15 protein-coding genes and 1 pseudogene are annotated in these 20293 nt (G+C 70.3%); 4 read left to right on the forward strand and 12 right to left on the reverse strand.

What is annotated here, in order from left to right:
- Positions 1–252 precede the first annotated feature (252 nt).
- On the reverse strand, positions 253–468 hold the full coding sequence (locus ACH4TG_RS20495) for a hypothetical protein (RefSeq protein WP_398243808.1): 216 nt from the start codon (positions 466–468) through the stop codon (positions 253–255).
- A 68-nt stretch (positions 469–536) separates the two neighbouring features.
- On the opposite strand from ACH4TG_RS20495, the pseudogene ACH4TG_RS20500 reads away from it, so the two are divergent.
- A pseudogene (locus ACH4TG_RS20500) lies at positions 537–1076 on the forward strand (HEAT repeat domain-containing protein); the annotation flags it as partial.
- A 243-nt stretch (positions 1077–1319) separates the two neighbouring features.
- Here the strand turns inward: ACH4TG_RS20500 and ACH4TG_RS20505 are convergent.
- On the reverse strand, positions 1320–2159 hold the full coding sequence (locus ACH4TG_RS20505; RefSeq protein ID WP_398244055.1) for an alpha/beta fold hydrolase: 840 nt from the start codon (positions 2157–2159) through the stop codon (positions 1320–1322).
- Between the two features lie 117 nt (positions 2160–2276).
- On the reverse strand, positions 2277–2420 hold the full coding sequence (locus tag ACH4TG_RS20510) for an ATP-dependent DNA ligase (protein ID WP_398243809.1): 144 nt from the start codon (positions 2418–2420) through the stop codon (positions 2277–2279).
- Between the two features lie 435 nt (positions 2421–2855).
- On the opposite strand from ACH4TG_RS20510, the gene ACH4TG_RS20515 reads away from it, so the two are divergent.
- Positions 2856–3911 (forward strand): hypothetical protein, encoded by a 1056-nt coding sequence (locus ACH4TG_RS20515; RefSeq protein ID WP_398243810.1) that lies wholly within the window; start codon positions 2856–2858, stop codon positions 3909–3911.
- A 228-nt stretch (positions 3912–4139) separates the two neighbouring features.
- Here ACH4TG_RS20515 and ACH4TG_RS20520 read toward each other — a convergent pair whose 3' ends face one another.
- The 5 genes from ACH4TG_RS20520 to ACH4TG_RS20540 all read right to left on the reverse strand — a co-directional run bounded on the left by ACH4TG_RS20520 (position 4140) and on the right by ACH4TG_RS20540 (position 8350).
- Positions 4140–4658, reverse strand: a complete 519-nt coding sequence (locus ACH4TG_RS20520) for a flavodoxin (protein ID WP_398243811.1) — start codon at positions 4656–4658, stop codon at positions 4140–4142.
- A gap of 290 nt (positions 4659–4948) precedes the next feature.
- On the reverse strand, positions 4949–5800 hold the full coding sequence (locus ACH4TG_RS20525; protein WP_398243812.1) for an aldo/keto reductase: 852 nt from the start codon (positions 5798–5800) through the stop codon (positions 4949–4951).
- Between the two features lie 62 nt (positions 5801–5862).
- On the reverse strand, positions 5863–6840 hold the full coding sequence (locus tag ACH4TG_RS20530) for an aldo/keto reductase (protein WP_398243813.1): 978 nt from the start codon (positions 6838–6840) through the stop codon (positions 5863–5865).
- A 91-nt stretch (positions 6841–6931) separates the two neighbouring features.
- Positions 6932–7966: an alcohol dehydrogenase catalytic domain-containing protein gene (locus ACH4TG_RS20535; RefSeq protein WP_398243814.1), complete on the reverse strand. Its 1035-nt coding sequence runs from the start codon at positions 7964–7966 to the stop codon at positions 6932–6934.
- Between the two features lie 63 nt (positions 7967–8029).
- Positions 8030–8350, reverse strand: coding sequence for a carboxymuconolactone decarboxylase family protein (locus ACH4TG_RS20540; protein WP_398243815.1), 321 nt, complete (start codon positions 8348–8350; stop codon positions 8030–8032).
- 178 nt (positions 8351–8528) lie between these two features.
- On the opposite strand from ACH4TG_RS20540, the gene ACH4TG_RS20545 reads away from it, so the two are divergent.
- Together ACH4TG_RS20545 and ACH4TG_RS20550 are read left to right on the forward strand one after the other, a co-directional pair.
- Positions 8529–9449: a helix-turn-helix transcriptional regulator gene (locus tag ACH4TG_RS20545; protein WP_398243816.1), complete on the forward strand. Its 921-nt coding sequence runs from the start codon at positions 8529–8531 to the stop codon at positions 9447–9449.
- A gap of 619 nt (positions 9450–10068) precedes the next feature.
- The gene (locus ACH4TG_RS20550; RefSeq protein WP_398243817.1) at positions 10069–10809 is read left to right on the forward strand and encodes a class I SAM-dependent methyltransferase; all 741 of its coding nucleotides are present in this window, start codon (positions 10069–10071) and stop codon (positions 10807–10809) included.
- Between the two features lie 141 nt (positions 10810–10950).
- Here ACH4TG_RS20550 and ACH4TG_RS20555 read toward each other — a convergent pair whose 3' ends face one another.
- From ACH4TG_RS20555 to ACH4TG_RS20570, 4 genes are all read right to left on the reverse strand, one after another.
- Complete coding sequence (locus ACH4TG_RS20555) at positions 10951–12501, reverse strand: hypothetical protein (RefSeq protein ID WP_398243818.1); 1551 nt, start codon at positions 12499–12501, stop codon at positions 10951–10953.
- 363 nt (positions 12502–12864) lie between these two features.
- Positions 12865–16206, reverse strand: coding sequence for a family 78 glycoside hydrolase catalytic domain (locus ACH4TG_RS20560; protein WP_398243819.1), 3342 nt, complete (start codon positions 16204–16206; stop codon positions 12865–12867).
- Positions 16207–16241: 35 nt separating this feature from the next.
- On the reverse strand, positions 16242–19199 hold the full coding sequence (locus tag ACH4TG_RS20565) for a discoidin domain-containing protein (RefSeq protein ID WP_398243820.1): 2958 nt from the start codon (positions 19197–19199) through the stop codon (positions 16242–16244).
- A gap of 47 nt (positions 19200–19246) precedes the next feature.
- Positions 19247–20287, reverse strand: coding sequence for a hypothetical protein (locus tag ACH4TG_RS20570; RefSeq protein WP_398243821.1), 1041 nt, complete (start codon positions 20285–20287; stop codon positions 19247–19249).
- Between the last annotated feature and the right edge of the window lie 6 nt (positions 20288–20293).

Genomic DNA, 20293 nt, shown 5'->3' on the forward strand with positions numbered 1-20293 from the left:
GCCGGCGCGGTGTCACTGCCCGGACACGCCCTCGCATCCCCGAACGGGTGGCCCCCACCGAAGACGTCAACCGCGAACAGCCAGGCCGGCAACGCCAGTACAAGGCCGGCGGGCACCGCGACCAGTACTGGTCACGCCGGCCACCGCGGGGCTCCCCACCCCATGCTGCTGCCACGCCCCGTCAGACACCGCGCCCTCCCCCACCCATCAACATCTGGAAGTCGCTGTCAGCTGGTCGTCTGACCTCCGTCCTCACGGATGCTCGGCTGCGACGATCAAGAAGTTGGGGAGGTGGACGTAGCTCTCGATGCCGGGTTCGGTGTCCGCTGTCTCCCGCGCGATGTCGGGTTCGAGGCCCGGCTCGGCGATCTCGCGTAGTCGGCATCCGAGCGCGGCCAGTTCGATGAGGTAGGCGGAGATCGGCCGGTGGGTGCGGTCGCCAGGCTGTCCAACTCTGTCTTCACACACTGACGTTGGACGTCCTCGTCCCATACGCACAGCCGATGCCTGGAATCGGTCACCTAATATCCCGTGTCATGGCGATGTTCGTGCACTTGACCTCAGCGGCGAACGCGCCGCGCATCCGGCGGTCCGGGATCCGGGCGGCCGGCCACGGACAGGGCCGCGCGCGGGGGGTCTACTGCTTCCCGGTCCTACCGGCGTACACCCTCACCCACCAATGGCTGCGCGAGCTGGCCCGTTTCGGCAGCCGGGGCGGGCTCGTGGCAGTCCACGTGCGACTCGACGACGCCCAGGACGTGCTGGTCGGACGCTATACCGACCGGGCGCAGGATGCCCAGGCCACCGTTTCTGCGTCAGAGGCAGTGCGGCGGATCGCAGCACTGGAGGACCCGCGCGGGTGGGAGGTGTTCGTCCCCCGGGCGATCCGGCCGAGTGAAGTGCACCGGGTCCGCACCGCGCCGCAGGTGGCGGGCTGGCGGTACCTGCCGGACGCACACGGTGTGCGCCCTTGTACCTGTTTCGGGTGCCGCGTGCGCGGCGGGTACAGGGCGCGGCGCCTGCGCGAGCGGTTGCCGCATCCGCTGGATGGTCCGCCGCCACCCGTCAAGGTGCTGCGGTTGCATCCTTGGAAGTGGTGTAGCGGGTTGGACCTGTTCCCGGGATTTGCTCCGGCGTCCGGGTGGGTGCCCGCATAGAAAGACGGCCACCGGCAGGAACGGCCGAAGCCGTTCCCACTCAGCATCTGTCAGATCGCCCCGCCCCATATCCGGCCACCGACCAGACCATCAGACGGTCACACGGGGGGTCCAGGCGCAGTGGGCAGGGCCAGGTCCATGCACTGTTGCGGCGGCCGCTCTTCACGAGACAAGTTCCCAGAGTCGCAGCATGGCCCCATTCGCCTCCGCTGAGTCCTGCGCTCGGTGTCCGTGTCCGGCGACGACGATATGGTCCGCACCGAGCTCAACCAGTGCTTCTGCGATCTGGTCGTACATCGGACTCCAACCGCCAGTAATCACGAGTGTTCTGACCGGCAAACCTGCGTCGGTACTGAGCCCGGTCCCCCATGGAGGTGCCATGGCTCGGAGTCGAGCGACCCGCGATCGGAGCACATCGTCTGGCAGGTTGGGCGGTTTGGTTCCCATGCCCTCGGCGAAGAGTAGTGAGTACTTCCGCGCTGAGATACTCGGGTCATCGCTAACCGCGAAGACGGGGTCCATGGCGGCGATGTGGTTCTCAACGGCAGGCTTCCCGCGACTGAGATCGAAGCAGGCCGGTTCGATGAGAGTGAGGCTCAGAACCAGGTCTGGGCGCTTCTGAGCGGCGAGTGCAGCGGCGTTACCTCCGTAGGACTGTGCGACTACATGGCTGGACCCATTCGACGCAAGCAATTCGAGAATCCGCGCTGCGTCACCTTGGGCTGAGTCCCCGCCTTCGGCTCGCTCAAGGAACGTCCACTCTGGTGGGGCGCTAAGAGCTTGGACTGGCCAGGCTCTCGCGCCGGACTTACCTGCACCGTGCAGAAAAATCGCCTTGCTCGGCATTTGCCCTCTTCTGGTTGCTTTCTTCCCTCGGACCCCGGCGCGCATGGGTGTTCCCGGGTTGTCCGCGCATGAGGGAAGTGCGGGCGACCGGCCACACACAGGCAGTCGAGGTGTCCTCCAGCATGACGGACGCGAAGTGAGCGCTTGTGCTGCCATCGCAGCATCGATCAGGCATCTGATCAGCGGGATTGCAACAGTCACTTTCGGAAGGACAGCGCTTCTTAAGCCAGTTTGCTTGTGGGGGTGCGTTGTGTGGTGACGCGTTGGACTAGCCTAGTAGGTGTCTTCCTCGAAGGGGGGCAGGTCTGCGGGCACCAGGTCCGGGCGTAGCCGGGCCCACTTGACGCTGTGCCGCCAGCCGCCCCCGGCGACCCGGGACACGTCGACGGACACCTCGGCTACGGCCCGGGGCTGCACGAGCTGAACGGTGAGCAGGTCCCTGGATCCCCACGACACGGTGAAGCGCCGGCCCTCCCAAGGGCGTCCGGGGGCGGCCGGGGTGAGCATGGCGGCCGGTGCCCGGGCCCGGGCCTCCGGTAGCCGGGTGGTGCGGCCGAGGTAGCGAGGCGCGCGTCGTGGTCCCAGCGGCCGAGCAGGGCGATGCCGGGTCGGGCCAGGCCGCTGGTGACGGCGCCCACCACGGCTTTTACGGGACTCACGCGCCCACTGGTGAAGTGTCGGTATTCGAGAGTTGCAGTATTCGCCCGCTGTGTGACCAGTTCCTGAGCCCGGCCGGCTTCGATCACTTCTTGCGGCAGCTGTCCGTTGACATCGAACCCAGTCGTTTCGCCATCGAACCGAGTCGTCGCAGATCAGCCGACCGTGTCACTGCCCGGTCGCATACTGACGCCCATGCAGGTATCGGAGTACACACTCAAGCGGGCCTGGCACCAGGTGGCCGTGGGCTCTGCCGTGCTCGACGACGCGATGCTCCCGCCCACCGGCACCTCGCCCGACCAGTACGAGCAGCACGTGGGCACGCCGCACGGTCGTCTCTTCCTGGTCCTAGAGGACGACGGCACGGTGCGCGGCCACATCGGTCCCTACCGGGAGGTCTTCGTCACTCAGGACCTGGATCAGGTGCTGTTCTTCGCCGCCGAGGACGCGGTCCGCCGGCTGGCCGAGCACATCGCGGCTCGGTCCCCGGGCAGCGGCCCGGTGGCCAATCTGGTCTCCGGACAGGCCGAGCTACTGGACCGGATCAACCCCGCCTGGGGCAGCAGATTCCGCAACGGCGGCATGGACGGTGCCCAGCCCCCCACTGCGTGCGGACGCGACCCGCTGGAGCGCCTCGCCTGGATCGCCGACAGCTGGCGCGAACAGGACCCCTACACCCACCTCGCCTTCTTCCGCGGCGAGAGCATCTGCGCCGAACAAATCGCCCTCCTTCACGGAGCCGACCCCGCACAGATCGCCGCCGGGACCCGTCTTGCGGATCTGCGCAGCATGGACGGCGGAACCTTCGACTGGGACATCGTCTGGGAGACCTGCTGCTTCGGGCAGGCCGGCGACTGGGCGTTCCTGATGTACCACCAGACCCCCGGCTCCGGGCCCGGTCTTGAGGCTCTCGCCCGCCTCGGCGTCACCGAGACGGTACATCTGAGCGCCACCTCCGCGAAGGCCATCTACACCTTCACCTACATGCGGAACGGCCGCCGCATCGACGACGGCTGGGGCGTCCTAGAGCTGATCTGGTACGACCGCGGCCGCGCCCCCTACTTCCGAGGCGGTCAGCTCGACTTCCTCAACCAGGCCATACGCCGCGCCGAACTGGACCATCCCGAACTCACCAGCGAGTTCGAGCTGTACTTCCACGCTCTGGAGGACGCTTTCGACCTCCAACTGCCCCGGCAGGACATTCAGCAGGGAACGGTCCGGGCCGCGCAGTGGGCACGCCGCAACAGTTGACAGTTTTGCCCCGAGAGCCTGCCGAGGACCGTGGCATCTCATGGCCGCCCGTCTACCCGCGTGCATGACCCCGCCTCGACAGCCACGCAGACGTGAAGGGCGCAAAGCAGCGATCCCCCCAGGTAACCGGGGCCTGAGCCGCCACGTTCAGCCGTTTCACTGGCGCATGGCCGGTATTCGAGACGTGCGGTATTCCGGCGGTTCAGCAGAGTGTCTGCGATCGAGTGCTTAGCGCAGAGGTAGGCCGATGCGGTGCACCCATGCCTCGATTTGGCTGTCGGCGCCTTCAACTTCTTCGCCGCGTACCGCGAGGCCGGGCGCGATGGTCGCGCCGTGGCATGCGGCGGCGTAGTCGCGTTCGGTGGTACCCAGGCCGCTCATGGCGTAGGTGGTGACCGGGTGAACGGTCTTGCCGCGGAAGTCGAGGGCCTCGGTGAAGGTCAGCATGATCATGGGTGCTCTGACGTTCCAGATCGGGCTGGCGAGCAGGATCGTGTCGTATCCGTCGAGGGACGGTAGGCGGCCTTCGATGGCCGGCCGGGCGTCGGAGTCCTGCTCGCGGACGTTGCGCTGCACGGTCGCGTCGTAGTCTCGCGAGTAGGGGTCGGCGGCCTGGATGCGGTAGGTGTCGCAGGTGATGCGCCCGGCCATTTTTCGGGACAGCACCTCGGTGTTGCCCACCTTCAAGTTGGTGCGGCCGCCGTTGAAGTAGTTCTCGCCCGGCCGGGAGAAGTAGGCCAGCAGCACTCGTTGCCCTCTGCTTCCGGTTTGACCGGCGATCTGGGAGGGCGTAGCGGCGCCGGGCTCAGGTTCTGAAATCGAGCAGCCTGTCAGATGGGTCCCGGTCACAACGATGGCTCCTGTCATCAGGGCCCCGCCCAGGACGCTGCGCCGGCTCGGCCGGGTGTTGCGGTGCTGATCGGGGATCACAGTGGCGGCTTCCGCGCGCGTCGGTGGCGTAGCCGGGGCTGGGCGGAGGCCCCGACACTCGGGGTTTCCGCTCCGGCAATGGCCCCAGCTTGCGGTGTTCTGGTCGTTCAGCTGTCCAGGCGGCGCTTGCTGAGCCAGGCGACCATCTCGGGGTCGTGGTGGTCGAAGAACAGGGTCGATCCGGTGTCAAGGCCGGCGATCCGGCTCATCTGGTCGTCGGTGAGCTCGAAGTCGAAGACGTCGATGTTCTGTGCCATGCGGTCGGGGTTGACCGACTTGGGGATGGTGACGATGCCTCGCTGGATGAGCCAGCGCAGCACGACCTGTGCCACGGACTTGTCGTGCGCGGTGCCGATCTCGCTGAGGACGGGGTGGGTGAACAGGTCGTTCTTGCCTTCGGCGAAGCCGCCCCAGGCCTGGTGCTGAACGTCGTGCTCGCGCATGAGGTCGTGGTCGGTGGTGCGCTGGAAGAACGGGTGAGTCTCGATCTGGTTGACAGCCGGGGTGATCTCGTTGTTGAAGATCAGGTCCAGGAGCCGGTCGGGGTAGAAGTTGGCGACGCCGATGGCCTTGGCCAGGCCCTCGCAGTTGGCGGCTTCCATGGCGCGCCACTGGCCGTAGACGTCGCCGAAGGGCTGGTGCATCAGGTAGAGGTCGACGTGGTCCAGGCCCAGCTTGGTCAGGGAGGTCTCCAGGGCGCGGCGGGTGTTGTCCTGGGCTGGCGCGTCCTGAACCCACAGCTTGGTGGTGACGAACAGATCCTGGCGGGGGATGCCGCTGGACTTGATGGCGTGGCCGACGGCTTCTTCGTTGCCGTAGGCGGCGGCGGTGTCCAGCAGGCGGTAGCCGGCGGCCAGGGCGTCGGAGACGGCCTGCTCGGTCTTGTCGGCGGGGATCTGGTAGACGCCGAAGCCGAGGATCGGCATCCGGACGCCGTTGTTCAAGGTGACGTGCTGCACGGGTTCTCCCGGGAGATGACGAGGTGGGACGGCGATGTGCGGGTGCTTGCGAGGGGGGCCGGTCAGCGTTCCATCATGCGCATCTGGGCCTCGTTGTGGGTGTCCCCGGCCGCGGGCGGCAGGCTGGTGAGTTCGGCGAGCTGGGCGTCGGTGAGTTTCACCTGGTCGGCGGCGATGTTCTCTTCGAGCCGGGACACACGCTTGGTGCCGGGGATGGGGGCGATGTCGTCGCCCTGGGCCAGCAGCCAGGCGAGCGCGACCTGTGCCGGGGTGGCGTCGACCTGGGTGGCGACGGCCGCGACCTGGTCGGCCAGGCGGAGGTTGTGCGCGAAGTTCTCCTCGGAGAACCGCGGGTTGCTGGCGCGGAAGTCGGTGGGGTCGAACTGGTCGGTGGAGCGGATCGCGCCGGTCAGGAAGCCGCGGCCGAGGGGGGAGAACGGTACGAAGCCGATGTTCAGCTCGCGCAGCACCGGCAGCACTCGTGCTTCGGGATCGCGGGTGAACAGCGAGTACTCGGACTGCACCGCGGTGATGGGGTGGACGGCGTGGGCGCGGCGGATGGTGTCGGGGCCGGCCTCGGACAGGCCGATGTGCCGGATCTTGCCCTGGGTGACCAGGTCGGCCAGGGCTCCGACGGTGTCCTCGATCGGCGTGTTGGGGTCGACGCGGTGCTGGTAGTACAGGTCGATGTGGTCGGTTCCCAGTCGGTTCAGGGAGCCCTCGACGGCGGTGCGGATGTTGGCCGGGCTGCTGTCCACGTGCTGCGGTCCGCCGCCCGCGTAGGAGACCAGGCCGAACTTGGTGGCCAGGACGACCTGGTCGCGGCGGTCCTTGAGGGCGCGGCCGACGAGTTCCTCGTTGATGTAGGGGCCGTAGATCTCGGCGGTGTCGATGAAGGTGACGCCCAGGTCCAGGGCCCGGTGGATGGTGCGGATGGACTCCGCGTCGTCGGTTCCGGCGCCGGTGTAGCCCTGGGACATGCCCATGGCTCCGAGTCCGATCCGGGAGACCTCCAGGTCACGCAGTGTGATGTGCTTCATCAGGATTCCATCCGTTCCATATGGTGTGCGATGCGGCTGTGGGGCGTCGGTGGTTCGCGGGTCGGCTGCCCGCGGGTGGGCCGTGTAGCGGTCAGGGGCGGACGATGACCTTCAGGGCCTCGCGGTCGTTCATGAGCCGGTAGCCCTCGGCGGCCTCCTCCAAAGTCACGGTGCGGTCGAAGACCCGGCCCGGGTGGATCTCGCCGTTGAGGATGTGCGGCATGAGTTCCTCGATGTAGGCGCGGGCGGGAGCGACCCCGCCGGTGAGGGTCAGGTTGCGCATGAACTCGGGGAACCCGAAAGGAACCGCCGGGTACTGCGGGGCCCCGACGCGGCTGATCACGCCGCCGTCGCGGGCCACGCCGGCGGCCTGAAGAAGCGCGTCCTCCAGGCCCACGCACTCCAGGACCCGCTCGGCGCCGCGGCCCGAGGTCAGGTCACGGACCGCGGCCACGCCCTCATCGCCGCGCGCGGCCACGACGTCGGTGGCGCCGAAGTCGCGTCCGAGGTCGGTACGCGCGGTGTGCCGGCCCATGAGGATGATCCGCTCGGCGCCGAGGAGCTTGGCGGAGATCACCGCGGACAGGCCCACCGCGCCGTCGCCGATGACGGCGACGGTCTCACCGGCCTGGACGCCGGCGGTGCGGGCGGCGTGGTAGCCGGTGCACAGCACGTCGGACAGCGTGAGGAGATCCGGCAGCAGCTCGGAGTCCTCGGCGACGGGCAGCGGGACGAGGGTGCCGTCGGCGTAGGGGACGCGGGTGGCCTGGCCCTGTCCGCCGTCGACGCCGTTCACGCCCCACTGGCCACCATGCGGGCAGGAGGTGTGCAGGCCGCTGCGGCAGTACTCGCAAGTGCCGTCCGCGTAGGTGAAGGGGGCGACGACCAGGTCACCGGGCTTGATGCTTGCGACCTGGGGGCCGGTCTCCTCGACGACGCCGAGGAACTCGTGCCCCATCTGGCGCGGGTGGTCGGTGAGCGGCTGCGACTTGTAGGGCCACAGGTCGCTGCCGCAGATGCAGCCCATGACGATGCGCACGACGGCGTCGGTCGGCTGCTGGATCTTGGGGTCCGCGACGTCCTCGACACGGACGTCCCCGGCCTGGTGGAGACGGGTTGCACGCACGGTAGTGCCCTTTCTACTGAACGAAGTCCTGGAGCAACGGTGGAGGCGGGAGGCTGTGCCGCCCTACTCCTCGGTGATCGCCTTCAGGCGGTTCATCGCGGACATCGCGCTGGGCCATCCGGCGTAGAACGCCAGGTGCGTGAGCGCCGCCACCAACTCCTCCTTGCTCAGGCCGTTGGCCAGGGCCAGCCGCAGATGCGAGTCCAGCTGTTCGGGACGGTAGAGGGTGACCAGCGCCGCGACGGTCACCAGACTGCGGTCCCGGCGCGACAGCCCCTGATCGGCCCACACCTGGCCGAAGAGCACGTCGTCGGTCAGCCGGACCAGCTCGGGCGCGGTGTCGCCGAGGAGCTGCTGTGCTCGGGTCTGTCCCTGGTTCGGCATGGCTGCCTGCTCTCGTTCCGGTGATGATCCGCGGGAGCGCGGATGTCCGCTTCCTCCACCGTTCCCGATCTGCCGGCCGCCTGGCAGGTCGGGCCTTTCCCGGGAGCCCCAGGGGGGGGTGTGGCAGGGCGCCCCTGGGCCGAAGCACGCCGGTGGCCTGCGGGCCACACTGGAAGGCATGGCGGAACAGCGGCACAACGACAGCGGCGGCACCGAGCTGGGACGGTTCCTGCGAGCCCGGCGCACCCAGGTGACCCCGGCCGAGGTCGGCTTCACCCCCAGCGCCGGGGTGCGCCGCACCCCCGGGCTGCGCCGCGAGGAGGTCGCCGCGTTGGCAGGCGTGAGCATCGACTACTACACCCGGCTGGAACGCGGCAAGGAGACCCGTCCCAGCCTGTCCGTGGTCGACGCCCTGGGCCGCGCCCTGAAACTCGACACCGCCGAACTGGATCATCTCCAGGACCTGGTGATCCGCGCGGCGCGTCACGCCCCCGAACCGCCGCCCGCCCCCAGCCGTGCTGTGAACCCCCAGGCGACGCTGCTGCTGGAGAGCCTGCGCCCCAACCCGGCCTATGTCACCAGCCGCACCCTGGACCTCCTCGCGCACAACCCCGGCGCGCTCGCCCTGTATGCCGGCATCGAGGACTGGCCCGCCAAGCAGCGCAACCTCGCCCGCTTCCTGTTTCTCCACCCCGCAGCCCGCGACCTCTACGCCGACTGGGACACCCAGCTCGCCGGATGCGTCGCCCGCCTGCGCGCCCTGGCCGGCACCGACCCGGACGCCCCCGACCTGGCCAACCTCGTCGGCGAACTCCTCCTCAAGAGCCTGGAATTCGCGAAACTGTGGGACCGCTACCAGGTCACCCGCAGCACCCACACCCGCAAGCCCAAGACGTTCCACCACCCCCAGGTCGGCGACATCACCCTCCACTTCCAGGGCATGCAACTCGAAGGCACCCCCGGCCACCGGCTGGGCGTCTACGTCACCACCCCGGGCACACCCGAGCACGACGCCGTCACGCTCCTGGACATGACCGCGCCCCAGCACATGCCGCGACCCGCGCAGGCATCTCCAGAGCAGACGAACAAGCAGCCCTGAAGCGCTGATTGCCGCGACCCCTCGGGCACGATCGCACGCTGCACGCCTACCAATCTCAAGGTCGACTGGCTCGCATAGGGCGCGCAGCCAGATAGTCCGACCAACTCCCGCCAGCGAGAGCCGCCCACCGCTCCGCCGTCTTGGGCTGGATCCCGAACATGGCGGTTGATCGTGAGGTAGGTATGGTCTGCGTCCTGTGGTGCGGGGCGCAGCCGTGGATCGACACTCCCCCGCCCGTCGCGGCGTTCGAGCTGGCGCGGGCCACCGCGGCCCGCAAGGCCGGCGGCGCTCGGGGCTCCCGGGGCGGGCGGCGGGGTACGCCGGGCGATGACGCGGACCGGCCTGCGGACGCGCTGACATGAGGACGGCGCAGCGCCGCCGAAGGGAACCCACCGGACACCCGAACTGCCCGCAACGACGGCCTCACATGGGCAAGGTGAGCATCTCTTCGAGGCGGTGGCGTCGCAGGTCCGCGTCGTCGATCTCACGCCCCCCTTGAGCTGCAGGTCACCAGCCCAGCGACCCCATGCGGTCACGGCGCCAGGGCCGGACCGAGGCGAGGGGCGGCCAGGGCCTAATCGTGTTGACCGGCCCCGGCAGGCAGTGCTGGAGTCGGCACGTGGACAGCATCCCCGCCAACCGGCGACTCTGGAACCAGATCAGCAGCGCCTACCAGGACAGGCACGACCCGCAAATCGGCGCCACACCACGGCTGTGGGGCATGTACTCCATCCCCGACGCGCACCTGCACGCCCTGGGCGACGTCACCGGCAAGCGCGTCCTCGAGCTCGGCTGCGGCGCCGGCCAGTGGTCCAGGGCGCTCGCCGCCGAGGGCGCCACCGTGGTCGGGTTCGACCTGTCCGAAGCCCAACTCACCGCAGCGGCCGACGCGATGGGCGCGGCCCGCTACCCGCTGGTGCAGGGCGCCGCCGAACAACTGCCCTTCGCCGACGAGAGCTTCGACCTGGTGTTCTGCGACTTCGGCGGGCTCAGCTGGGCGCCCCCGCACCTGGCCGTCCCGCAGGCCGCGCGCGTCTTGGGCCGAGGCGGGCGCCTGGTGTTCAACGTCGCCAGTCCATGGTTCGAAGCCTGCTACGACGAAGCCGCCAGCCGCGTGACCACGACGCTGCAGCAGGACTACTTCGGGCTGAACAGCATCGCCGAAGGCGACGGCGCGACCAGCTATCAGCTCACCTACGGCGACTGGGTCAGGGTCCTGCGGGGCGCGGGTCTCGTCATCGACGACCTCATCGAGCCGCGGCCCGAACCCGGGACACTCAACGGCTACAACAAAACCGACCCGCGGGACTGGGCACACCGCTGGCCGGCGGAACTGCTCTGGGTGACCCACAAGCCGTGAGCTCCCCGCGCCGAGACGTGCAGGCATCCCCGCGCCGGGCCGGGCGCCGCCGACGTGGCCCGCGCAGGGAGCGAGCGGCCGGGACACCACGCACGAGTGGGTGCGGGCCCGGGCTGTCATGCAGGTTGGCACCCGACGGGATCATGAGAGGTCGTGGAAGCCGTTCCAGCCGGCGGTGCCGATCTCGGCGCGGCTGCCGAAGTTCCCGTTCCCCAGGCCGGGGTAGAGCCACAGCCGGCCGGCGGAGTCGACGGCGACCAGGTCGCTCTTGCCGTCGCCGGTGAGGTCGCCGGGCGCGGCAAGCTTGGTGTACATCTGCCAGCCCCCGCCGATCCGGACGCGGCCCGCGAAGGCGCCGTTGCCCAGGCCCGGGTAGACGTAGAGGTCACCGGCGCCGGCGATGGTGCGGTAGACGTTCCAGCCGGCGCCGATCAGGTGCCGCTTGGCGGTGGCGAGCGTGCCGTCGGCGCGGCCCGGGATGAACCACAGGTGACCGCCGGTGTCACGGGCGACCACGTCACCGTGGCCGTCGCCGTTGAGGTCGCCGGGGCCGGCCATTGCCGAGCAGTCGGCGAGCGAGAGGTCCTGGGCGCTCGCGCCGGCATACAGCAGCGTGCCGCCGACCGCGTCGTCGGGCCTGGCGGTGTAGACGAAGCCGGGCAGCCCGCTGTCGCCGAACGCCACCGTCGAGGTCACCAGGGGGTAGACCGCGGGAAGGAAGCCCACGGCGATCTGCCGGCGCGGGGCGAAGGTGCCGTTCTCCCGGCTCGCGTAGGCGTAGGCGTCGCCGTTCGGCATCCGTGCGACGACCTCGCCCTTGCCGAAGTCCGGCTGGTGGCCCTCGCCGGCGATCGCGTTGACGCCCGGCCAGCCGGTGATGCCCACCGGAACCCCGACGCGGCCCGCGTAGCCTCCGGCGCCGTCGGCCGCGTACAGGTAGAGCGTGCCCGCCCGCGTCCGGCCGAGGATGTCTCCGTGGCCGTCCTGGTTCCGGTCCAGGCCGATGAGCTGGTTGTAGATGTTCCAGCCGGTACCGATCTGCCGACGGACGGAGAGGGTGCCGTCCGGCCGGCCGTCGTAGAGCCACAACCGCCCCTGCAGGTCGCGGGTCACCAGCGAACCGGGGGCGGAACCGTCGAAGTTCGCCGCGCCGATGATCTGGTCGTAGACGTTCCAGCCGGTGCCGACCTGCACGCGGGACCGGAACGGCTGGCTGAGGCTGTTCTGGCTGGCGTAGTACCAGAGCTTTCCGTGGGTGTCACGGGCCATCACGTCGGCCCGCCCGTCGCCGTTGAGGTCGCCGATGACGGTGACCTGGTTGTAGGTCTGCCATCCGCCGCCGATGACGAGGTACGTCCCGCCCGGCTGCGTCTGGCTCGTGTGCAGCCGGAGTTGGCCCGAGGCCGTGATGCCGAGAATGTCGTCGCTGCTGCCGCCGCTGATGTGGCCGATGTCGAGGAGTTGACGGTATTCGTCCGTGCACGTCTGGCAGACCCATGTGGACGCGCCGTTCGGCGCGGTGGTCGCCACGTCCATGGTGTACGCCTGCGTCGTCAGGCCCCCGGGCTCGGCCCACGGGGTGACCGCGGACGCGGTGCCCGCCGCGGAGACGGCCAGCGCGGTGGTGGTGAGCGCCGTGGCGGCCGCCAGCCCCAGCGCGGTTCCCGTGGCCCGCGCCGCGCGCCTTCTCACCGATGCCCGTGTGGATCGACGGAACACCATGCTGCCCCCATCCCTCCCCTGGCGTGCCGACGCCCCGTCAGCCACGCTTGCCCCCTGATCGGTGCGAGGATATTCCTTCGCCCTCCGGCGGGCACGACCGGGTTCGCACCTGCGGCGCGGCCCGGGAGGCGGCGCCGGGTGCGGCCGTCGCGGGCGATGCGTGCCGGCCGGCGGTCCGGTGGGAGGAGCCCGCGGCGAGCGCAGCCTCTGCCGGCGATCCGCGGCACGGCCCAGGACCTGCCGCAAGGATCCGGCACTGTGCGCGCGGAGCCCGAACGGTCCCAGGGACGGCTGCCGGGCGCCGACGCGTGTCGGCGCCCGGCAGGCCGGGGTTCAGGACGGGCTCGTCACCCGGAAGGTCCAGGTGCCGGTGCCGACGCGGTACACCGCCGAGGTGCCGTCGCGCCCCACGGGAACGGCCTCGCGGGGCGCGCTGACGACGGGACGCGTCCCGGCAACGGCCGCCAGCGGAACGGCGACCGTGGCAGCGGTGTCGGCCGGCACCAGCACGGTGAGGGACAGGGCCGTGTCCGAGCGCCGCCAGGTGCTGGAGACGCGGCCGTGCGGCGTCTCGTAGGAGGCGTCGACCGAGGTGAGGTCCCCGACGACCGCCGGCGCGATGGCCAGTTCGGAGAAGGCCACCGAGTCGGCGGTCTGCACGATCCCGCCGAGCCCTGCGGTGAACCACTCTTCCAGGGCGCCGAGCATCCAGTGGTTCTGGGAGGCGCTGGTGCCCATGCCGCCCCAGGACTCCGCGAGCGACGTCGAGCCGGTGAGCACCATGTGGCCGTAGCTGGGATAGGTCGTCTGCGTGGCGACGTCCCAGATGACGTCGTGCCGTCCGGCGTCCGCGAGGACGCGCAGCGCGGCCGGGAGGCCCACCTCGCCGACCTGGAGGTGGTTGCCCGCGGCGCGGATGCCGTCGATCAGCGTGCCCAGGACCGCGGTCCTGGCGGCGGCCGGGACGAGGCCGCCGTCCAGGGCGAGGGCGTTGCACGCCTGGCTGCCGGAGCAGTAGGTGTTCCGTCCGGCGTCGAAGTAGGAGCTGTTGAAGGCAGCGGTGATGCGGGATGCCTGTGCGCGGTAGGCCCGCGCGTCGCCGTCCTGGCCGAGCACGGTCGCGATCCTGCTCATCGTCGTGGCGAGCCGCTTGTAGGCGTAGGTCTCCGTGACGCCGGTGGGTGTGGTCGTGTCGACCGCCATCCAGTCGCCGAGCCCGCCGTCGAGCAGGTCTCCCGAGGCCCGTCCCGCCAGGTAGTCCAGGTAGCGCCGCATGCCGGGGTAGAGCTGGCGGAGCGTCGTGGTGTCGCCGTAGGTGCGGTACATCTCCCACGGCGCCAGGACGATGGTGCCGCCCCAGTTGGCGTCCTCCCGGTATGCGCCGGCGAACAGGGCGAACTCCGGTGCGGTGGTGGGTACCAGGCCCTCCGGGGTCTGCGCCTCGGCCATGTCGCGCGCGATCTTCCGGGCGTACGCCTCGATGTCGTACGTACGGCTGGCCACGCCGAAGATCAGCCCGGTCTGGTCGAGCCAGCCGAGCTTCTCCCGGTGCGGGCAGTCCGTGAGCACCGAGTACATGTTGCTCTGCACGGACCGCTCGATGATCGTGTGGATGCTGTTGAGCAGCGTGCTGGACGAGGTGAAGCCGCCCGACACCGCGTTGGCGGTGCGGAGCACGAGCAAACTGGCGTCAGCGGGTGCGGGCGCCTGCGGGAGGCCCTGCACCTGCAGGTAGCGAAAGCCGTGGTAGACGAAGCGGGGCTGCCAGACCTCGTCTCCCGAGCCGGCCATGACATAGGTGTCGTACACGGGTGAGCCGGTGGTCGACTGGTCCACGGTGCCGTCCGCCTTCAGCTTCTCGGCCGGCAGCATCGTGACCGAGGTGCCGGCCGGGCCGCTCATCCGCAAGCGCTGCCACCCCGCGCAGTTGGTGCCGAAGTCGATGACGTGCACGCCGGCCGCCGGCGAGGTGACCGCGACCGCGGGGAGGACGTCCACGACCTCGATCGGCGGAGCGAGCCGGCCGACGAGCCGGGTCCCCGGCGCGGGCGGACCGGTCGTCGCGGCCGGAACCCACGCGCCGCGGTCTCCGCCGGGGTGGTCCCAGCCGGCCTGCACGCGGCGGGCGTCGAAGTCCTCGCCGCCGTACCAGTTGCTGAAGGTCGTGGGCCCGAGCGTGGTGAGCCATCCGCCGTCGGTGCCGAGGGTGTCCCGTCGCCCGTCGGCGTAGGTGATCTCCAGCTGGGCGATGAGCTTCGGGGCGCCGTAGCCGGCCTGGGCCTTGATGTAGCGGCCGGGGTTCTCCAGCGTGTTGAACACGTCCCACATGCCGTTGCCGATCTCCACCCCGACGACGTTGCGGCCACTGCGCATCAGCGCGGTGACGTCGTACGTCGCGTAGGGCACCTCCTTGAGGACGTTGGTGTTGGGGGGCTCCAGCACGGCCGAGGTCGCGGCCTGGCCGTTGACGGTCGCGGCGTGGATACCGGCCGCCGAGATGTACAGGCGGGCGCGCGCCACCTGCCCGTCGACGGTGAACTCCCTGGCGAACAGGGGCAGCGCGGCCGGGGCGTCGTGCATGCTGGACGGCGGGTAGGGCTTGTCGTCCTTCTTGACGGTGGCGACCATGGTGTACGGGCCGGCCGGGTCGTCGGCCGCGGCGACGGTGAACGTCCTGGGGTAGTCGGGTGTGATGCCCCACTGGCTCGGCGCGTCCCACCGCTGGTAGAGGACCACGGAGTCGAAGCTCACCGGTGCGCCGAGGTCCAGGGTGAGGACGACCGGGTCGCCGGAGATGTCGGTGTCCGGCCGCACGCTGCTCTGGTACCCGTAGGGTGCCGCGGTCGAGGTGAGCTTGCCGTCGGTGAGGTGCTCCGGTGCCCACTGGCCGGGGACGGTGAGGCTGTCCGAGGCGGTGACCGCGGCCCCCAGGGCCAGGTCCTCGCCCGGCCGGGTGGAGTCCTGCACGGCGATCTCGGAGATCTGCAGCTGCGGCTTCCAGTGCTGCGCGTCGCCGATCGCCGATGGGGGCCGGCCCAGGTCGGTGACGGTGATCCGGACGTACCGGGCGGTCCGCGGCGCGGTCAGCGGCGCCGTGATCCCGTACGGGCGCTCCCAGTCGGGGTTGCCGATCCACTGGGCGGACCAGTCCTTCTCGTCGAGCAGGCCGGTCTCCCACCAGGCGGGCGTGCTCCACGCCGACGCCCCGCCCTCGGAGTCCCAGGTCCGCACCCGCCAGAACGCCCGGGTGCGGGCGGGCACCGGTGCGCCGCCGTAGGGAATCGCCAGCGTCCGTGCGGAGGTGACGCGTCCGCTGTCCCACAGGTCCGGGCGGCCGTGGGCGAACGCCGTCTCCGAGGTCGCGACCTGCACCTGGTAGGCCAGTTGCCGCAGCGGCTCGGCGGTGGGGGTGCGGCCGTCGGGCAGTCCCAGCTGCCAGCTCAGGGTGGGCCGGGCCACGTCGATGCCGAGCGGATCGGTCATCGCCGCCGTGCGCAGCTTGACCGGCGTCGCGTGACGGGCCGCCGCCGGCGCGGCCTGAGGTGCGGCCGCGGCGGCGCGCGGTATGCCGAGCGTGCCCAGGCCGAGGGCGCCGAGCGTGCCACCTCCCAGCACCAGCAGCTGCCGGCGGCTCGCGCCCTCGCCGCGGGGGACGTCGGACTGGCGTCCGGTCATGTCGGTTCCTCTCTGTTCGGATGCGGAGGGCGGGGTCACGGGCCGAACACCTCGACCTCCGCGAGCTGCATCCGGTACTGGCTGCTCTCGTCGTGCCGCAGGTTCGTCCCCTCCACGCGCACGTAGCGCGCGGACTGCGGGGTGAAGGTGAGGGTCTGCTCGGCGCCGTCGGCGGGTTTGGGGTAGTCGCTCTCGCGGACCGCGGTCGTCCAGGTCGTGCCGTCGGTGGACACGTCGATGGTGAAGTCGATCGGGAAGTCGTTGCCCATCAGGGTGCGGTCGAAGTTCTTCGGCCACAGCGTGACGCTTCCGACCGGCTGTGCCGCGCCGAGGTCCACGGTGAGGGACTCGGTGTGGTTCTCGGTGAGGTCGGCGTTGCTCGACCACCCGAACGACCCGGCGACGCTGAAGGGTTGCGCATCCACCGCCGTCGCGGCGCCGTAGTTGCCGTCCTCCAGGCTGCTGGTGGCGGTGACGCTGCTGTGCGCGGCGAGGTCGGTCGGGGCCGGCGGAGTGGTCAGGACGTAGCCGTCGGCGTTGCCTCGTACCAGGGTGACGGTGTGCGGGCCGCTGCCGGTGTAGCGGTAGCGCACGATGCCGAGGTCGTCCGAGGTGACCCGGTGCGTGCCGCCCCGGCTGTCGGTGACGGTGTAGCCGGTGTTGGGGGCCTGCCCGGACCACTGGAGGGTGACCGGCTGGGGTGCGCTGTAGTCGACGGTCTCGCTCAGCTCGCTGTGGTAGGTGACGGACAGCCGGTCGGTGTCGTGGATGGTCCTGGTGACGGTGGTGCCGTCCATGGCGGCGGGGATGTTCGGGGCCACGGTGACGCCCGTCGCGGTGGGCTGGATGCCGAGCACGTCGCTGTACAGCCCGGCCGCGCCGTTGGCGTTCGCCGGGAACCACGCCTCCTGGCCGCCGGGCCGGGCGGTCTGGAACCAGGTGAGCCTGCTCCAGCCGTTGAAGCCGTCCTTCGTGTACCGGTCGAGGGTGTTGTTGAGGTAGGTGAGCGAACGGGACCGCTCGCCGAGGGCCGCCGCGGCCCGCATGTACTCCTCGGTCATCAGCGGGTAGATGGCGCCGTTCTCCAGACCCGTCTCGAAACCGTTGGAGTGCGAGGTCTCGGTGTCCCGGTTGAGCGCGATGAAGTTCTCCGGGATCAGGCTCAGGTGGTAGCGGCTCATCGCGCTGTCGATCCCGTCGAGGATCTGCCGGCCCCGTGCCAGGTCGACCATGCCGAAGGAGATCGCCTGCAGGTTGATCTGCGTCTGCTGGACCTTGCCCTGCACGGTCCCGTCGGCGTTGCGCCAGTACGCGAACATCCCGGTGCCCGGGTCCCACAGGCCGCCGTCGGTGTCGTCCTTGTTGAACTGCGCCTTGAGCTTCGCGGCGACGGCCGCGTAGTCACTCGCCCGCCCGGCGTCGTGGAAGACGTCGGCCTCCAGCGCCGACCACTGGACGAGGGCCTGGTACATCAGCTCGTTGACGTAACCGCTCTCGTACGCGACGTACTGGGCGTCGTTCCACTCCCGGATGCCCTTGTGCGACGTGCTGCTGGTCAGGTCGTTGTGGAAGAGGCCGTCCGCGGGGTCGTACTGACGGCCGGTCATGAACGCCAGCGCGTCCTCGACGGAGGTGCGCATCGACGCCAGCCAGGCCCGGTCGGGCGCGTACTGGTACATGTCGGCGACGGCCGAGGCGTACGACGGGTCGGCGTCGTACAGGCTGCCGTCACCCCACGGGTGGTCGAGGTGGTAGGTGCGGCCGTTCATGTGGCCGTCGGACGCCTGGGCGGTGTCGCGGAAGTACGTCAGCAGGCGCTTCTGGGAGGCCGTCATCGCCGGGTCGAAGTAGCCGAGCACGGTCCGGTCGGCGTACACCATGTCGTAGGGTCCGACGCCCGGGTAGCGCAGCCCGACGGTCGACATGCCGTAGTTCTTGTCGATCACGCCGGAGCGGCCGTAGTCGTCGAGCAGCGAGGACAGGGCGGCCGTGTCGGTGACGCCGCTGATCGTGCCGCCCAGGGAGTAGTACCCGGCGTAGTCGTCCGGCGCGAAGGTGTAGGTGATCGTGTCGCGCTGCGCCTGGGCGGTGGCCACGGGCGCGAAGATGTAGGCGCCGGTGCCGTTGGAGCTGTGGCCGCCGTAGACCAGACCGCTCGCGGCGCTTCCGGCGGTGTAGCTCCAGTCGGGGGCGCTGCTGAGCTCCGTCTCCTGGTAGGTGTTGCCGTCGCCGGTGTAGGAGAACTCGGTGGCGGTGCTGCGGTTGGCGGTCGCGGTGACGCTCAGCGCCTGCCGGGAGGCGTTGCGCAGCAGGGTGAAGCCGGCCTCCTCGACGCCGTACCGGTCCTGGTTCTGCGACAGGAAGAAGGCGTTCCGGCCGGTGTAGGCGTTGCCGAGCGGGATGTTGCCGCCGTCCTGCGGCCGGCGGATGTTGTCCCACACCCGCGCCCAGCCGAACGTGAGCTGCCCGTCGTGCCGGATCGTCCGGTCCGAGGTGTCCCGCCAGTCGTAGGCGCGGCTGGAGCTGAGCTGGATGCCGGCCCCGGTCAGGCGGAACACCCAGGTCTCGTCCACGGACAGCCGCCCGTCGCCCATGGCGAACGATGCGGTGACGGTGCTGCCGTGCACCGTCACCGCGGGGTCGGCGGCCAGCGAGGTGCTGCTCAGACGGGATCCGTCGGCGTCGAGTTGGACGGCGCTGAAGATGCCCGCGCCGAGAAGTTCGGTGCTGCCCATGGTGAACGACGTGACGACCGACTTGCCGCCGTAGCCGTACACCATGCGGAAGGCGCCGTCGGTCATCGTGACGGTCCTGGCCGTCCGGTCGACCACGACCGCCGGCTGGGCCGCGGCAGCGGTCTGCGGCAGGCTGAGCACACCGGTCAGCAGGGAGCCGACGAGCAGGGCGAGCACCACGGCGATGCTGCCGCCGGCTCCGGTCCTGGCCCTTCGCGCGGTCGTCCCGGATCTGCGCGCTCTGCTGGTCCTCTTCATGGGGACTCCTCGTCTGTGCGGGGTACGGGGGGCGGCGGGAGTGGGGATCAGCCGGCCGCGGGGAATGCGGCCGGCGGGATGCCGGCGCTGGTGGCGCGGGTGATCCCGCGCGTCTCGCGCAAGGTGTGGCCGGACAGCTCGAAGGGTTCGCGCAGCGTGACCGCGCAGTAGTAGTGCTCAAGCCGCCCGTTCCAGCTCATGACGGCCGGCTTGTGGGTGTGCAGGGAGTCGATCGAGCCCACCGGGCCCACGTCCAGCAGGATTTCCTTGGACTTCACCCAGGTCCGCAGGTCCCGCGAGGTGGCGAAGCCCTCGCGCGCGTGGCCGTCCTCCGCGAGCCCGAAGTAGAACATGACCCAGAAGTCCCCGTCGCGCAGCACGCAGGGGTCCGAGGCGAAGCGCTCGTCGAACTCCCCAGGACCGCCCACGCCCAGCACGGGGTTGGTGTCGCAGCGGGTCCAGTGGACCAGGTCCCGGGAGACGGCCAGACCGGTCTGCTCGATCCACGGCCACACGTCGCGCTGCTTGGCGTTGTAGAAGGTGTAGAAGAGCCCCTCGTGCCGCAGCAGCCAGGACTTGTACAGGCCGCCGCGTTCCCACTCCGCCCCGTCCTGCGGCCGCAGCACCGAGCCGACCTGCTCCCAGTGGTGCAGGTCGCGGCTGCGGACGAACCCGATCGACGCCGGTCCCGCCTCGTAGCCGGCGGCCGGGTAGGCGTGGAAGGTGCCGTGGTACCAGCCGTCGACAGCCGTCAACTCCCCCGCCGACCAAAGGTCGTTGTCCCGGACGATCGACGTCAGTGCGGCGTTGTAGCGGCGAAGGGGGTCCGATGCGTCGCGGGCCAGCACGACCCGGCCCTCGGACCAGCCCTGACCGGCGTCGTTCCACGCCAGCCCGGTCTGGTATCCGATGCCGTCCCAGCCGACGTAGGTCATCCCCTGCCGCCCGTGGTGCGAGAAGACGAACGGGCAGTCCACGGCGTGGCTGTCGAACCGGCCGGCGGTGAACGAGGGTGCGACGACCAGCCGTTCGTCGCGGTGCGGGGTGGCGATGCGGTCGATGGGATAGCCGGCGAACTGAGTGGACATGGATTC

Origin of the sequence: Streptomyces sp. NPDC020917 (assembly GCF_044333795.1) — a bacterium.
In the GTDB taxonomy this organism is placed as follows: Bacteria; Actinomycetota; Actinomycetes; order Streptomycetales; family Streptomycetaceae; genus Actinacidiphila.

What these genes read in the sequence shown, in the direction of transcription:
- ACH4TG_RS20505 (WP_398244055.1), bottom strand. Translation starts at nt 2,159, where the DNA reads ATGGCAGCACAAGCGCTCACTTCGCGTCCGTCATGCTGGAGGACACCT.
- ACH4TG_RS20570 (WP_398243821.1), bottom strand. Translation starts at nt 20,287, where the DNA reads ATGTCCACTCAGTTCGCCGGCTATCCCATCGACCGCATCGCCACCCCG.
- ACH4TG_RS20530 (WP_398243813.1), bottom strand. Translation starts at nt 6,840, where the DNA reads ATGAAGCACATCACACTGCGTGACCTGGAGGTCTCCCGGATCGGACTC.
- ACH4TG_RS20565 (WP_398243820.1), bottom strand. Translation starts at nt 19,199, where the DNA reads ATGAAGAGGACCAGCAGAGCGCGCAGATCCGGGACGACCGCGCGAAGG.
- ACH4TG_RS20515 (WP_398243810.1), top strand. Translation starts at nt 2,856, where the DNA reads ATGCAGGTATCGGAGTACACACTCAAGCGGGCCTGGCACCAGGTGGCC.
- ACH4TG_RS20540 (WP_398243815.1), bottom strand. Translation starts at nt 8,350, where the DNA reads ATGCCGAACCAGGGACAGACCCGAGCACAGCAGCTCCTCGGCGACACC.
- ACH4TG_RS20545 (WP_398243816.1), top strand. Translation starts at nt 8,529, where the DNA reads ATGGCGGAACAGCGGCACAACGACAGCGGCGGCACCGAGCTGGGACGG.
- ACH4TG_RS20560 (WP_398243819.1), bottom strand. Translation starts at nt 16,206, where the DNA reads ATGACCGGACGCCAGTCCGACGTCCCCCGCGGCGAGGGCGCGAGCCGC.